Origin of the sequence: Anabaena sp. WA102, assembly GCF_001277295.1 — a bacterium.
GTDB classification, from domain to species: domain Bacteria; phylum Cyanobacteriota; class Cyanobacteriia; order Cyanobacteriales; family Nostocaceae; genus Dolichospermum; species Dolichospermum heterosporum.
Window position 1 is genome coordinate 1700225 of sequence record NZ_CP011456.1, and the last position, 15825, is coordinate 1716049.

Consider the following 15825-nt stretch of genomic DNA (forward strand, 5'->3'; position numbering starts at 1 on the left):
TTTAAATCTAAAAATTACCACCTTTTTTCACAGTAAAGTGGAGAATTGCACTGTATAGTTTAGTATTAAAAATATAATTAAGACTCTGGGGGTGAATATGACGGATAATCGCACAATTCAATTTACTTTTGCTATTGATGACCCAGAATTAGATGATGAGAGACGGCTAAAAATAGCAAGTAAGCTACTGCGGGAATTGCGGGATTCGGATGAAGTAGAAAAAGTAGACCGTGCTGAAGATTTTAACCCAGAAGCAGGAAGTAAGCCAGGTTTTGCAACTTTGATCGGAGTGCTGACAGCACAAGTCAGTATGAAAAATATTAAAACATTTTTGAGCTTTTTAGGCGATCGCCTGAAAGATCAATCCCTGGAAATCACTGTCAAAGTCGGTGATAAAGAAGTCAGTATCAAAGCCAAAAGCCGCCAAGAACTGCTAGAAAGCGAAAAAATAGCAAAAGACCTATTAGCCGCAATGGGTGGTGACAATGGCTAAAAAAATGGCTCTACTGATTGGAGTCAGTGAATATGGTGCAGGTATCCCACCCCTATTATCTGCACTCAATGATGTCCAGGCTATGGAACGAGTTTTGCAAAATCCCAACTTGGGAAATTTTGCACAGGTAGAACGGCTGCTGAATCCTGATTCAGTAGCTATGAGAATAGCAATTCAAAAGCTGTTTAAGAATGCAGGTAAAGAAGATTTATTATTATTCTATTTTTCTGGACATGGAATTACTAATGATGATAATCATCTCTATTTAGCAACTCGCAACACAGCAAAAGATGACTTTGAAGCCACTGCTGTAGATGCAAGTTTTATTCAAACACAATCAAAAAGTTGTTATTCCAAACGACAAGTTTTAATTTTAGATGCTTGTTATAGTGGTGCTTTTGCTAATGGTTGGCACACAAAAAGTATTGGAGTAGATATCAAAAAGCAATTAGGTGCAGAAGGACGAGTTGTGCTTACATCTTCTGGTGCAACTCAAACTTCCTTTGCACAAGAAGGGGCAACACTTTCCCTCTATACTCAATATTTAGTTGAGGGAATCGAGACAGGTGCAGCAGATACAGATAACGATGGCAATATTCATGTTCAGAAACTACACACTTACGCTAAATTAAAAGTCCAAGCGGTAAAGCCTAACATGACACCAGATATCATTCTGGACAAGGAAGGATACAATATTTTATTGGCCTATGCTCCCAAAAATCCAGAAGCAGAGTATCGCAAATTGGTTGAACAATATGCTCCAAATGGTGAACTAAATGAATTGGCTTTTTTAGTCTTAAAGCCAAAACGGAAAATTCTGGGAATCACAGATACAAAAGCCGAAGAAATAGAAACAGAATTTCTCGAACCTTTTTGTAGACGGTTAGCAAATTTGCAAAGTTACAAACAAGCTTTTGCTAAAGCTGTTGAGCAAAAATATCCTCTGGATGAACATATTTTAAATATACTTAAAGATTATCAGCAAGATGTTTTAGGTTTGAGAGATGAGGATGTAGTATCAATTGAGTTAGAAATTACATCTGTTAAAGAAGCAGAATATCAAAAACAGCTTCAGATACAAAAGCAGCGAGAAGCGGAAGCATTGCAACTTCAGCAACGAGCAAAAGAATTATCACAATTACGATTCCAGCAAGAAGCAGACAGATTGCAACGCCAACGAGAGGCAGAAGCAGCCGAACAACTAAGATTGCAGCAAGAAGCAGAAAGATTGCAACGTCAGCGAGAAGCAGAAGCAGAAAAAAATAAATCTGGTTATCAGTTAAAGACTTTCCAGTTTGAAACTGCTCAGATAAATAAGAATGGTACAGGAATTAAACGCATTGCCAAAAGTGCCGAGTATTTTACCCAAGATTTGGGAAATGGTGTATTACTGGAAATGGTACATATTCCTGGAGGAACTTTTATCATGGGTTCTCCAGAAAGTGAGGAAGGACGAGATTCTGATGAAAGTCCACAACATCAAGTTACTGTTCCCTCATTTTTCATGGGTAAATATCCAGTTACTCAAAAACAATGGCGACTTGTAGCTGCTTTACCTAAAGTTAAGATTGATTTAGAATCTGATCCATCGAACTTTAAAGGTGATAATCTGCCAGTTGAGTTTGTATCGTGGAATCATGCTCAAGAATTTTGCGCTAGACTTTCCCAAAAGATAAATCAAACCTATCGCTTACCTAGTGAAGCCGAATGGGAATATGCTTGTCGTGGGGGAACTACTACACCATTTTATTTTGGGGAAATAATTTCCACAGAGTTAGCAAATTATGATGGTAACTACACCTATGGTGGTGGTGCAAAAGGAGAATATCGAGGAAAAACCACAGAAGTAGGAAAATTTCCTGCTAACCCTTGCGGTTTATACGATATGTGTGGTAATGTATGGGAATGGTGCGAAGATGAGTGGCACAAAAATTATATAAATGCTCCCGCTGATGGTAGCGCCTGGCTAGATAAAAACAGTGAGTCTAGACTGCTGCGCGGTGGTTCGTGGGACAACTATCCTGAAAATTGCCGTTCTGCTTATCGCGGCAACGGCAATCTCGACCACAACCACGACCATATTGGTTTTCGGGTTGTGTGTAGTGGTGCGGCGAGGACTTAGTAGCCCTTTGCACTCTTGCTCTTTTGCGCTTTGCGCTCTTTATTTTTCCCTTCCCTAGCGTAACGGAGTGGAGCGATAAAAAATATTTTTTTAGATTTTCGGATGCTTGATGAGTGCTTCGTCCATAATACAGAAAACTTTAGATTTAGTCAAGTAGATAATAGCATAGAATAGATCCCCGACTTCTTAAAGAAGTCGGGGATCTGGCAGCATCTAAGATATCTTTAAAGTAAACACGAAAATGACCCGCTTTATACACGATCAATTCGCCAAGGACTACTTAGAAGAACTACTCAAACCATTCGGAGAAGTGCAAGCAGCCAGTCAAGTAGCTGGAGAAATCCGAGAAATAGACGTATTATTTACACCATTTCCCAACCAAACAACCAACGTAGAACTATTAGGATTATTAGGAAAATTAGCCACAACACCAGCTATTTTTGAGCCATTTCGCAATCCAGCAGGAACAGAAGAAATCTGTGATTGTCTGTTAAAATCATTAGAAGTCAGAGGTGCATTAAGAAGAGCAGCCAAACGCGAACAAACCAACAAAACAAAAATCCAAATTCCTAAATTGTGGATTCTCACCCCCACAGCCTCAAGAAACATCATATCAGGATTTAGCGAGACAACAAAACCAGATTCCTTACCCGGAATATACTATTTAGCAAAATCATTACACGCCGCAATTGTCGTCATTCATCAATTACCACAAACTCAAGAAACACTGTGGTTAAGACTTTTAGGTAGAGGTACAGTCCAAAAACGAGCAATTGATGAATTAGCTGCGTTACCATTAAATCAACCTTACGTCAAAATCACCTTAGAACTACTCTACAACCTCCAGAAAAACTTAAAAATCAATCAAAGTTCACAAACAGAAGATCAGGAGTTGATTATGCGATTAGCACCACTTTACCAACAAGACAGAGAACTTGCTAAACAAGAGGGAGAACAACGTCTAATTATCCGTCTCTTAAATCGCCGAGTTGGGGAAATTGATTCATTATTAATTCAAAAAGTCCAGCAATTATCTGTGGAGAAACTTGAAGAATTAGGAGAGGCTTTATTAGACTTTACTTCAGTTACAGATTTAGAAACTTGGCTGAAAAATTACCAATAAGTAGCCATAATAGCAGCGATCGCTCCAGTAGTATCCACTAATTTAAAGAGCGATCGCTAGATAACCCAAATCTGCCATAATATTTGGATAATATTTTCCCCGATTACATGATATTAATGGGATCTACATCAATTGTTAGACTAACAGAAGAGTGGATGAGCGATCGCACTTCTGGCCAATCTGGTAAATTAGGTAAAGCATCAGGAGCAAACTTGAGTAATATTTGCCAGCGATAACGGTTAGCTACTCGTAAAATACTAGCAGGTGCGGGTCCTAATATCTCAAACCCTTCCTTATCGTTTAAAAATGTAGCAATGATTTGGGCTGTATTTTGGACTTGAATCGGATCTAAACTACTTAACCGCAATAAAATTAATCTCCCATAGGGAGGATAATTCAGAGCTTGTCTTTGTGCTAACTCTGCATCACAAAAAGATTGATAATCATGTTTTTGTACCGCTTCAATAATCGGATGTTCTGGGGTATAGGTTTGGACAATTACCCTACCTGGATCATCCCCTCTTCCCGCCCTTCCTGCAACTTGAGTCAGAGTTTGAAATGTGCGTTCATTGGCGCGATAATCAGATAAATGCAATAATCCATCCGCAGCGACGACACCCACAAGGGTAACTTGGGGTAAATCTAACCCTTTAGTTAGCATTTGTGTTCCCACTAATAAATGCGCTTCACCGTTAGCAAATCTAGTTAGGAGTTCACGGTGCGAACCTTTCTTTGTAGTTGTATCGCTATCAAAGCGAATTATTTTCAAATTGGGAAATTGTTTAGTTAATTCCTGTGCTACCCGTTGAGTACCGCTACCGAAAAATTTCAAATAAGGGGAACTACATTCAGGACAATGGGGAGGATGTAAACGCCCATAATTACAATAATGACAGCGCAATAATTCTGGCGCTCCCGCTTCCACATGATGATAAGCTAGAGAAACATCACAATGGGGACATTCCAACACATAACCACAACTGCGACAAGAGACAAAGGTACTATGTCCCCGTCGGTGAATAAATAATATTCCCTGTTGTTGTCTTTCTTCCAATTGTTGCAGTGCATTTTGCAACTTTCTACTAAAAATAGACCGATTTCCCTCTTTTAACTCTTGACGCATATCCACAATTTCCACAGGTGGTAATGGCCGGGAGTTAATCCGTTCTGGTAACGATAAATATTGATGATTTCTACTCACCCAACTTTCTAAAGAAGGAGTTGCTGAACCTAAAATAAGGGGACAATGTTCTAATTCGGCTCGCCATTGAGCGACAGTGCGGGCGTGGTAAGTAGGAATGGGGGAATCTTGTTTAAAGCTGCTATCGTGTTCTTCGTCCAGGATAATTAAGCCTAAATTGGGCAAAGGGGCGAAAATGGCACTGCGAGTCCCAATGATGATTTGTGGCTCTCCTGTGAGCATTTGTCGCCAAGTGTCGTAACGTTCACCGTCGGAAAGGGCGCTGTGATAAACGTGGACTTTGTTTCCAAATCTGGCGCGGAATCTGTCCGTGAGTTGGGGGGTGAGTCCGATTTCGGGAACTAAAACAAGGGCGGATTTTCCTTGTGCGAGTAAAGGTGATATGGCTTGTAAATATACTTCTGTTTTTCCTGAACCTGTCACCCCATGTAACAATACTTGAGTAAATCCAGTTAAAGAATTAATCGTTTCTAGGGCGTTATTTTGGGCTGGTGTTAAGGATTTAGCCCAATCTCCGGCTACTGTTGGTCCTTGTTCTTGGCGTAATATTTCTCTGTCTTCAATGACTATATAGCCTTTATCTACTAAGGCTTTCAGCGTAGACGTGCTAGTAGCGCAAAGTTGCAATAATTCACTTTGCCACATTTCCCCGCCTTGTCGGCGTAAAACTTCCACAATTTCTTTTTGACGGGTTGTTAAATCGTCATCATGATTATCCAAAAGTGTGACAGCTTTTTGTAATTTAGGTTGGGTTAGTCGTGGCGGTTCTAAATAGTTTTCTGCTAATCCCAAACGAATTAATTCCCGAATACCTCGATATGCAGCTTTAACTTTTTGTTGAATGTAGTGATAACTGTAGTCTGCTGTCGGCGTTTTTTGTAAAAGTGTGATTACTTGCTGGGCTGTAGGGCTAATGTAAATAGAAAGATTTTCTCTACCCAAGGGAGTTAACCGCAGACGACGTTGTGATCTTCCTAATAATCCTGGTGGTAATGCGACGCGAATAACTTGAATTAGAGGTGTATAGTAATAAGCTGCAACTCGGTTAAGTAATATCCAATAGCCAGCAGGAAAAAACCCTTCACTAACCACATCTTCAACTTCTCGAATTTTTTCTAAGGGAATATCTAGATTAGGTTGAGTTAATAAGCGAATAGCGATCGCACCTACCTGTGTTGCACCAAAAGGAACACTTAAAATATCCCCTGGTTTGATTTCTAACTGTTCCGGTATTTTATAGGTAAATAAATCTGAACATCCTGGACAATCTACAAGCACTTCAACCCATTGAGACAACTTTGTTTGAGATTGATATAATCCTCCTGGTTCAGATACGGTTATAACCGATGAATTTACGCTAATACTATACATAACTTCTCAATTTATAAACAAATATTTTATTTACAGACTTGGTTAATTCTATTCAATCTTACTTAACTATATCCTTTGGTTTTACCTGATGTAAATAGTATTTTACAATACTTCAATTACACATAATACTTGATAATCTGGAATTTATGTAATCTACCAGACAAATTATCTTCTAGTATCGGAGTAATAAATAGTTGAAAATTGATTTACATACTTGTGTCCTCAATCTACCAACCCTATCTTGAGAAATACATTCAGAGAATGAGTAATTATGAGTAATAGGCAATGAAGTAAGGATTCAAAATATAGAATAAATCTGAGATAAACCTTTTAGACAAATTCTTGTCTAACAAGTATTCTAACTCTTAAATACCCATACTATACCTATACTATGAGTGAATTAAGTGTTGAATTATTATTTCTAACTTCTTACGTGATTGTGTTATTAATTAAAACTCATTTTGAACTACGAAATCAGGCATAGAGCTTTTCCACCCATTGATAGATATTAAATATTTTTTCAATATGCGATGCTTTTAAACGATAAATATTATCCGGATTGTAAGTTTCTATTTTTGTATTTTGGATTATTTAGTAAATTTTCGTAGGAACAAATAAATCTAGTAACAACATGGCGATTTATCCAATTACTCTCATCTTCCAACCCGGACAAACATAGAAACTTTGCAAAAAATACACAAAAATTTAATATATAGCTTTCCTGGCTTATTCATGGAGGTGCTAAACAGACAACAGGCAACAAGCAATAGATTTTTTCACAGATCATTTAGGATGGATATATAGGAGTGTTTATCTACATTTTGGATATTTGTTAAAGTGAGTATCAGGGGGTTTGACATATTTGCTAATTAAGAAAAGAATGAAGAATATGCCGATATATCTTCCAAAAAAGATAGTTTTTTGTGGGTGCTAAAACCAGTAATGATCATGGGTTGTATCTAGCCATAACCAAAAATAATGGACAAATACTGATTTACCTTCCAGATAAGGAATGATCAAAAAGGGAGTCTTTTGCTAGAGAAAAAGGGTGTATTTGTCCTGAAGGGAAAACTACCCAGTCTGAAACAGGCTGTTGTGATTAAATTATGTACCAAACAAAGCAACCATCCCTAAAGGAAACTATGAATCTTGCTGAATTGGGAACAATGGAAATACTAGAGAATATTACTGATCATGAAGAACCAACAATTGAGAGTTTAGATCAAGTAGTATATGAAGATACTGCAATTGTCGAAAACTTGGAATCAGAAGAACGCAATGGCGATGACATGGCCGCAGCCCGTCCTTCGGGATATAATAAAACCGAAAATGATGATGCTGTAGGCGCATTTTTTAAGGAAATGGCACGTTATCCACTACTCAAACCTGATGAAGAAGTGGAATTAGCCAGACGAGTGAGATTTTTGGAAGAAGTCAAAGAATTGCAAGCAGCATTGGAATTGGAACTAGGAGCGCACCCTAGTAAGGTTCAGGTGGCTTCGCAGTTGGAGATTACAGAAAAACAACTGGAAAGCCGCTTGTATCAAGGTAGAGTCGCCAAGCGAAAAATGATTCGCTCCAATCTCCGGTTAGTTGTATCTATTGCTAAACGATATTTAAATCGTGGTGTCCCTTTTCTCGATTTGATTCAGGAAGGAGCAATGGGTTTAAACCGCGCTTCTGAAAAATTTGATCCCGATAAAGGATATAAGTTTTCTACTTATGCTTATTGGTGGATTAGACAAGCAATTACCAGAGCGATCGCTAATGATGCCCGAACTATTCGCTTACCAATCCATATTGTTGAGAAACTTAATAAACTAAAAAAAGCACAACGGGAACTTAAACAAAAACTCTCTCGTAACCCAACGGAAGCCGAAATGGCTGAATCTTTGGAAATTACGGTTCACCAACTGCGTCAACTTCAACAACTTCGACGACAAGCACTTTCCCTTAACCACCGTGTCGGTAAAGAAGAAGACACAGAATTAATGGACTTGCTAGAAGATGAAGATAACCAGTCTCCCGAAGCAAAAATGAACGAAAACATGATGCGTCAGGAAATTTGGGAAGTTCTAGGAGACGTACTTACCCCCAGGGAAAAAGATGTCATTTCCCTCCGCTATGGACTCACCAGCAGCGAACCCTGCACCCTAGAAGAGGTAGGTAATATGTTTAACCTTTCCCGTGAACGAGTTCGCCAAATCCAAAGTAAAGCCATGCGAAAGTTACGTCGCCCCCACATAGCCAAACGGTTAAAAGGCTGGTTGGTTTAAGTTATTAGTCATTAGTCAGTTGTCATTAAGTAGGTGGGCGTTAAAAATTGTCGTTGGGGTAAGGGAACAGGGAACTCTCAACAGGGAACAGGAAGGGAGTTTTGAGTGATTTTACTTTTCTTCACATACCTTTAAATTTTTCTGTTCACCTACTTAGTTAGTTGCCTGTGGTTAGAAAAAATTAGACCTCTTGAGTATAAACTGTGAATTAATGACCAATGACTAATGACTAATGACTAATGACTAATTTAATTATCCGTTTTGCCCAACCCAGTGATTCTCATACCCTATTTGCATTAATTCAAGGACTTGCAAAATATGAAAAACTATCCGATGCTGTGATTGGTAATGCTGAAGCCCTCAAAGATCATTTATTTGGTTCGCCAAAATATGTATACGCAATCTTAGCTGAATCTCAAGGTCAAGCTGTAGGTTTTGCTATATTTTTTCATAATTATTCAACATTTCTCACCAAGCCGGGACTTTACCTCGAAGATATCTTTGTTTTGCCAGAATATCGCCGCCAAGGTATTGGTAAAGCACTTTTGGCAAAGGTAGCTCAAATAGCCCTAGAAAGGGATTGTGGGCGCTTAGAGTGGAGCGTTTTAGATTGGAATGTGTCAGCCCAAGCATTTTACCGGAACATGGGCGCAGATATTTTAGATGATTGGCGGATTTGTCGTGTAACTGAAAAGGATATTCCCCAATTAGCAAATCAAAAATGAAGTTTAAAAAATCAAGGAAAAATCCAAACAGTTTACCTTTTATCTTTCATTATTAATTTCTTTTTGCTAATCGTAAATTTAAATTCACATAAATTTACCTTCAGCCTAAACCCTCAAGCTATCAATCAATTAATCGCCAATTTCCCATAATTGAGAACCAAGTTTGACAGCTTGTCTTTTGACTAATCCCACAAAATCAAATGAAAATTATAGAGGATATTTGCACGGATTCAGCCATTGTCGTAGAGAGAACACCACATGAAAAATATCGTCTCAGTATTATTAATAGGCATAGCCATCTTCACCTTTGCCTTCAGTAGCCCCGCTTTGGCTGCTGACGCTGCTAGTGGCGCTGCATTATTTAAGGCTAATTGCGCTCAGTGTCACGTTGGGGGCGGAAATTTAGTTAATCGAGCTAAAACCTTGAAGAAAGAGGCTTTAGAAAAGTACGGTATGTACTCGGCTGAAAAAATTATTGCTCAAGTTACTAAAGGTCAAGGTGCAATGCCAGCCTTTGGTAATAAATTAAAAGTAGATCAAATAGAAAATGTAGCTGCTTATGTACTAGAACAAGCTGATAATGGCTGGAAAAAGTAAAGTTACATCTAACTTGATGGTTTAACAATGTGCGGGGCTTTTCGCTTATTATTCCTATAGTTATAGCAGTATGCACTCTTTGTGAGATCCAGTCAGCAACCCGCAAAGCCTGTAGGGGCGGGGAAACCCCGCCCTAGATTGTATTGCATTAAGCATAATAACTGTCATGTTATTCATAACTAATCATCCATAACTAATCATAAAATATGAGTTTATCAGGCATTACTATAGAACAGCGCGAAAAAGAGGCTGAAGCCTTAAAGACTTTCCTGATCTTTAGTTTTATTGGCTCACTAGCATTACATACTGGACTATTAGCTTTAGCTATTAATAAGTTTTTCTTCAAAGTACCTGAAGTTACAAATGAACCAATTGAAGTAACAATTTTGGAAACTCTCCCTCAGAAAATAATCCAACCACCAGTAGAGATCAAATCCCTAGCAAAAATAAATTCTGGTGGTGGAAATGAAGGCGGCGAAGTTTCTATACCAACAAAAACAACCATTAGTAAAATCAAGTCTTCTGTTGCCCCTGTAAGCACACAGCCTCAACCAAAAACCACTAATAACCTGATTAGTAAACAATCCCCAATACTCACGCCTCCTAAAAGTGCAATCATCCCAAATTCTCTAAAAAATAACTCTATAGAAAATACAACTCCTGAACCGACAATAGCAACAATCCCAACAGAAACCAAACCAATCCAAAAATTAGATGAAACTTCAAATACCCTAGCGTCTACTGAACCTCAAGCGGAAACAAAACCTACGGAAATCCCATTATTAAAGTCAGAAATTCAACCTAATATTAGTTCTAATAATATCCCCAGCAACTCTACAACCTCTATACCAGTTTCGCAGAATAGAAATATTTTAAATAATTTAGGTAATCATCGCTGGAGAAATATTTTAGGTAAAGATTCCGGTAATGGTGTGGGAAACAATTCTGGTAATGGGGTGGGAAACAGTTCTGGTAATGGTGTAGGAAACAGTTCTGGTAATGGTGTGGGAAACAGTTCTGGTAATGGTGTGGGAAACACAGCCAAGCCAGAGAATACACCAGTAGCTACCGCGCCCAATCCTCCCACCGAAAACAGTTCTAAATTGAATCGTGCGGATTGTCTACAGTGTCAAATTAAGTATCCAGAGAGAGCCAGACGGCGAGGTGCAGAAGGAAATCCAGAAGTTGCTATTGACACGGATAATAAAGGTAATGTTACGAGAGTGCGGTTAATCCGTTCCAGTGGTGATAGTGAACTAGATGAAGCTGCTCAAAAAGCTGCTCAAGAGTGGAAATTAACGCCCACAGAAGCAGGAAGAGAAGGAGTAAGAGCCTCGGTTAACTTTGCTATTAAAGGATCACAGCGTCACCGTAAACTTCAAGAACGCCAAATAGAAAAACAGCGAGAAGCCATTAATAAAAAACCGGAACAAGAAGCTGCTGCTTCCACTTCGATAGAATCACGTCAACGCAATCGCAGAAAAACGAATGTTATTATTACCGATATTCCATCCGAAAATATAACTAGACAGAGACAAGAATCTGCACCCTCCAAAAGTAAACCAGTTTCACTACCCCGTCAGTCTATTGAACCTGAACAACCCAAGCAAACAGAAGAATCTCCAGCCCGTCGCCGTTCAGTTCAGCCCGTAAAATCTGACACGAGTAGTCAATCGGACGAAGGTAGAACCGAAAGAATACAAAAAAGTCAGAGACGCTTAACAGAAGTCCTCCGTCGTCGTCAAAAGTCTGCTGATTCACCACCAGCAGAATCTCCCGCACCACTAGAACCTGCGACTACATCACCAACTGAGTCTAAAAGTCAATAGTGCTAAGATTAGCACCCGACAACAGATTTTTAGTGTGAAACTTGGGTAAGTCCTATGCCAAAAAGCGTTACTCTAGATGATAAAGTTCAAAAATAATTATGACACCGGAAGACATAGCGGGTACGTTAACAGAGTTATTTAGTGCTGAAGTTGTAAAATCTATCGCTCCTGGTTCTTGGCAAGTAGAAACTGCTGATTTTCGGTTATTGGTGCTGCTTTCAGAAGATAATACCTGGTTGCGGATATTATTGCCAATTATGCCTTTACAAGAAGCCGCAGCCTTTATGACACAGTTTCTAGAGGCTAATTTTGATGATACTCAGGAAACACGATATGCTGTTTATGATGATGTAATTTGGGGAGTATTTCAACATAATAGTGGCACTTTGACTAATGGAGATTTTGCTAATGCGATCGCTCGTCTGATTTCATTATATCAAGCTGGTGTTCATGATGTTTTCAATAATTTAGTAGAAACTCGTATCCGCGAAATTATTAAAGCCGCCAAACAACAGGGACAATCCTTAGAAGCCACTATGCAAAATCTAGACCGTTTTTATGCCGAAGGATTATTAGGAGATATTGACCAAAATGCCCAGGGACGAGAACAAGTTTTAGCAGCTTGGCAAAGACAATTAGAACGTCTTTGGATGGAGATGTAATCGAGTTGACGGGGAAAGTCTCTACATTACTTCTCCATAGGTGCTGATTAAATTTGACTATAGATCGCTGAGATTTATCCCTAAGATTGGACAGTTTACAAATTTATTTCCAGACCAATCTGTGAAAGTATGATCATTTTTGTAATGTCTGGGTGTTTCCATCATTAATTCCCAGGCTTTTCCCGCATTTAATAAGTTAAATCTTTCAGGGTAATATGTTTGTAATAGTTCTTGCACCATTGGCGCATAATCTGAATTTATGCCGGGGAAAATGTGATGTTCTGTATGGTAAGAAAAGTTTAAATGTAAGACATCAAATAGTTTCGGAACTCGAATAGAGAGACTATTAATGAGAGGATCATTTACATTGGTCATGCGGCACAACATATGATTGGTATAGATATAAAATATCAGCCCCGCATAGCCTATCCAAATAGGCAAGAAGTAGCTAAGAAGTAGTTTAATGGGGTGGAACTCCAGGTAACTTAAGATGGTGGCATGGATGGCGATAATCATGAGTAATTCTACAGCGATCGCCCGTTGTTCTTTCCCACTAACTGTAAAAGCCACTACAGGATACTTAGACTTACCATTATTGAATAATAAAACTGAGGTCAAATTCCGAAATGTGTGGACGCCCCAAGCATGACTCATTCCTATAAACAATAAAATAGGATTTACCTCAGATGACGGCACAAAAGCATTCTGAATCCATTTACCCCAATTTTTAGGTTGATTATCTAAATAATTACGATCTGGATCTTCCAAAGAATTTGTTTTATTATGATGTTCTCGATTGTGTACTGCTTTCCATAAAGTTGGCGGCATCCATAACATTGTGAATCCCAATAAGCTAATTATTTGTCTCAACCAAGGATTCGTAACTGTGCGGCTGTGAAGGAAATTGTGGGTACTAAAAAGCAAAACAATCACACTATTAGCCATCACTAATGCTAATGGTAAATACAGCCAAAGAAAATACCAATTCCAGTCATCAAGATGATTGGCAATTCCCCAACCTAAAATCATAATTGCTAGATTAATTAAGAGAATCCAGAGTTTATTGATATCAGGTAAAAATGCTTCTGTCGGCAGTAAAGGACGCAAATTTTTAGCATACTCTGCTTGCGTCATCCAAGCTTTTTGTTCAAGTGTATTCATGAATATTTTTAGTTTTGTTTGCAGGTTGATTAAGACTTTGCGAAAATATTTCATCCGACGTAAAGTCTAAAGGTTGTAAATTTACAAAGGGCAACCAATGAGGAGAGAAAAATTCATCAATTCCAGACTTTTGCAGCAATTTGGTGTTTTCTTCACCTATTCAGGTAACTCAGCAGCATTACGAATATTTTGTAAAATTAAACTAGGTGCAGTTCGTTTAACTAACCCAGTTAATACGTTTCCAGGACCAATTTCTACAACTTTCTCAATGCCATCTTCTACTAATTGCAAACAAATTTCTCGCCAGCGGACAGAACCAGTCATTTGTTGGGAAAGACGCTGTTTTAAAGTTTCCGCTGCCACTGCTGGAATTGGATCTACATTAGATGAAACTGGAACATTTGCTGACTGAAAAATCACTGAATCCAGAACTTCTTGAAATTCCATTGCGGCTGCTTTCATTAAATGGGAATGAAATGCACCCGAAACCTTTAAGGGGATGGCCCGTTTAGCTTTAACTTGTGAAATGACAGTCTGTACAGCGTCTGGAGTTCCAGAAATAACAACTTGGAGAGGACTGTTATCATTTGCTAAAACTACATCAGGTGTGGCGCTAATAACTTTTTCTAATTCTTCTCGGTCAAAGTTCATTAATGCTGCCATCATTCCCCCAGCAGCACTATCCATTAATTCTGCCCGTCGTTTTACCAAGTGTAATCCAGCCGACCATTCAAAGACACCAGCGACATAAAGGGCTATATATTCGCCTAAACTATGACCTGTAACTACGTCTGGTTGCTGTCCTTTTTCCCGCAAAATATCAGCAATAATACTTTCGATTACATATAAACTAGGCTGGGTATAAAGTGTTCTTGATAAGGTGTCAATATCACTTTGACATATATCTATTACAGACCAACCCAAAATTTCCTCAGCTTGAATAAATTTTTCTTTGGCAGATGGTAGAGTTAACAAGTCTATTCCCATTCCCAATGCTTGAGAACCTTGTCCGGGAAACACCCATGCAGTTTTAGTCATTTGTTATTAGTCGGTGGTCAGTTGTTAGTTGTTAGTTGTTAGTTGTTAGTTATTAGTTGTTAGTTGTTAGTTGTCAGTTGTCATTGATTATTAGTATTAATTTTCTACTTTTGACTTTTGACTTTTGACTTTTGAATTATCTATCTTCCCCATTGAAAAATGGCTGCCCCCCAGGAAAGACCTGCACCAAAACCAGATGTGGCAATGATATCATTAGGTTTAATTTTCCCGGCTCGCACTGCTTCATCTAAAGCCAGGGGGATAGATGCAGCGGAGGTGTTACCATAGTCGGCGACATTGCTGATAATTTTATGTTTGGGAATCTCTAAGCGTTCAGCAACGGAATTGATAATCCTTTGATTTGCTTGATGTAATACTAGCCAATCTATATTTTCAACTTTGAGATTAGCTGCAAATAGGGCTTTGTCTATCACTTCTGGAACTTTTTGCACAGCGAAGCGGTAGACTTCTTTACCGTTCATGGTAATAGGATGATATTTGCCTGTAGATACGTGAATATCTGGCGCTAATTCTGTGCTAGAGGCGTTATAGGCTAGGTTGAGACAATTGTTTTGAGAACCGTCGCTTTTGAGGCAAAATCCTAATAGGCGATCGCTTTTATTAGCCTGTAATACCACCGCCCCAGCCCCATCACCAAATAACACACAACTGCGTCTATCTTGCCAATCTACCCATCGAGAGAGGATATCAGCCCCAATTAAGAGTACATTTTGATAAACACCTGTTCTGAGGTATTGGGCGGCTGTGACTAAACCAAAGACAAAGCCAGAACAGGCAGCAGTTAAGTCAAAGGCAACTGCTTTGGTAGCACCTAATTCACCTTGAACACGGCAAGCACTTCCAAACAGGTCATCAGGAGTGGATGTGGCTAATAAAATTAAATCTATGTCTGCTGCTGTGATCCCGGCGGCAGTAATAGCCTGCCGACTAGCCGCAGTGGCTAATGATGTCAGTGAGTCAGGGGGCAATGCTAACCGTCTTTGACGAATTCCTGTTCTTGAGGCAATCCACTCATCTGATGTTTCTACCAGTTGAGTTAATTCTTGGTTGTGTAAACAAGTTGCTGGGACTGCTGAACCACTGCCTGTAATTGCTATACCACCGTTAAAAAAATTTTGCACTTCTTTTTTTCCTCAATTGTCAATTGTCATTTGTAAATTGTCAGTTGTCTTGTTTGTAAGCATTAATAATGAGTACCAATGACAA

At 38.8% G+C, this 15825-nt stretch carries 12 protein-coding genes; 8 read left to right on the top strand and 4 right to left on the bottom strand.

Features of this window, described 5'->3' with window-relative positions:
• Positions 1 to 97 precede the first annotated feature (97 nt).
• The 3 genes from AA650_RS07425 (at position 98) to AA650_RS07435 (ending at position 3738) form a co-directional block, all read left to right on the top strand.
• Positions 98 to 493, top strand: a complete 396-nt coding sequence (locus tag AA650_RS07425) for a hypothetical protein (RefSeq protein WP_053538538.1) — start codon at positions 98 to 100, stop codon at positions 491 to 493.
• Complete coding sequence (locus AA650_RS07430; protein WP_053538539.1) at positions 486 to 2615, top strand: caspase, EACC1-associated type; 2130 nt, start codon at positions 486 to 488, stop codon at positions 2613 to 2615. Before AA650_RS07425 ends, AA650_RS07430 begins: the two co-directional genes overlap by 8 nt.
• A 241-nt stretch (positions 2616 to 2856) precedes the next feature.
• Positions 2857 to 3738 (top strand): DUF4351 domain-containing protein, encoded by an 882-nt coding sequence (locus AA650_RS07435; protein ID WP_053538540.1) that lies wholly within the window; start codon positions 2857 to 2859, stop codon positions 3736 to 3738.
• Positions 3739 to 3841: 103 nt separating this feature from the next.
• Here AA650_RS07435 and priA read toward each other — a convergent pair whose 3' ends face one another.
• On the bottom strand, positions 3842 to 6310 hold the full coding sequence (gene priA, locus AA650_RS07440) for a primosomal protein N' (RefSeq protein WP_053538541.1): 2469 nt from the start codon (positions 6308 to 6310) through the stop codon (positions 3842 to 3844).
• A 1106-nt stretch (positions 6311 to 7416) separates the two neighbouring features.
• Between priA and AA650_RS07445 the strand changes: the two genes are divergently transcribed.
• The 5 genes from AA650_RS07445 to AA650_RS07465 all read left to right on the top strand — a co-directional run bounded on the left by AA650_RS07445 (position 7417) and on the right by AA650_RS07465 (position 12399).
• On the top strand, positions 7417 to 8586 hold the full coding sequence (locus AA650_RS07445) for an RpoD/SigA family RNA polymerase sigma factor (protein ID WP_053538542.1): 1170 nt from the start codon (positions 7417 to 7419) through the stop codon (positions 8584 to 8586).
• Between the two features lie 239 nt (positions 8587 to 8825).
• On the top strand, positions 8826 to 9311 hold the full coding sequence (locus tag AA650_RS07450) for a GNAT family N-acetyltransferase (RefSeq protein ID WP_053538543.1): 486 nt from the start codon (positions 8826 to 8828) through the stop codon (positions 9309 to 9311).
• Between the two features lie 258 nt (positions 9312 to 9569).
• On the top strand, positions 9570 to 9908 hold the full coding sequence (petJ, locus tag AA650_RS07455) for a cytochrome c6 PetJ (protein ID WP_053538544.1): 339 nt from the start codon (positions 9570 to 9572) through the stop codon (positions 9906 to 9908).
• A gap of 206 nt (positions 9909 to 10114) precedes the next feature.
• Positions 10115 to 11737 carry an energy transducer TonB gene (locus tag AA650_RS07460; RefSeq protein WP_053538545.1) on the top strand — a complete coding sequence of 541 codons (1623 nt, stop codon included), beginning with the start codon at positions 10115 to 10117 and terminating at the stop codon, positions 11735 to 11737.
• 98 nt (positions 11738 to 11835) lie between these two features.
• The gene (locus AA650_RS07465) at positions 11836 to 12399 is read left to right on the top strand and encodes a hypothetical protein (RefSeq protein WP_053538546.1); all 564 of its coding nucleotides are present in this window, start codon (positions 11836 to 11838) and stop codon (positions 12397 to 12399) included.
• A gap of 57 nt (positions 12400 to 12456) precedes the next feature.
• On the opposite strand, the gene AA650_RS07470 is transcribed toward AA650_RS07465, so the two are convergent.
• The 3 genes from AA650_RS07470 to AA650_RS07480 form a co-directional block, all read right to left on the bottom strand.
• Complete coding sequence (locus tag AA650_RS07470) at positions 12457 to 13560, bottom strand: fatty acid desaturase family protein (RefSeq protein WP_053538547.1); 1104 nt, start codon at positions 13558 to 13560, stop codon at positions 12457 to 12459.
• A gap of 156 nt (positions 13561 to 13716) precedes the next feature.
• Positions 13717 to 14598 carry an ACP S-malonyltransferase gene (gene fabD / locus AA650_RS07475; RefSeq protein ID WP_053538548.1) on the bottom strand — a complete coding sequence of 294 codons (882 nt, stop codon included), beginning with the start codon at positions 14596 to 14598 and terminating at the stop codon, positions 13717 to 13719.
• A gap of 140 nt (positions 14599 to 14738) precedes the next feature.
• Positions 14739 to 15740, bottom strand: coding sequence for a beta-ketoacyl-ACP synthase III (locus tag AA650_RS07480; protein ID WP_053538549.1), 1002 nt, complete (start codon positions 15738 to 15740; stop codon positions 14739 to 14741).
• Positions 15741 to 15825 lie beyond the last annotated feature (85 nt).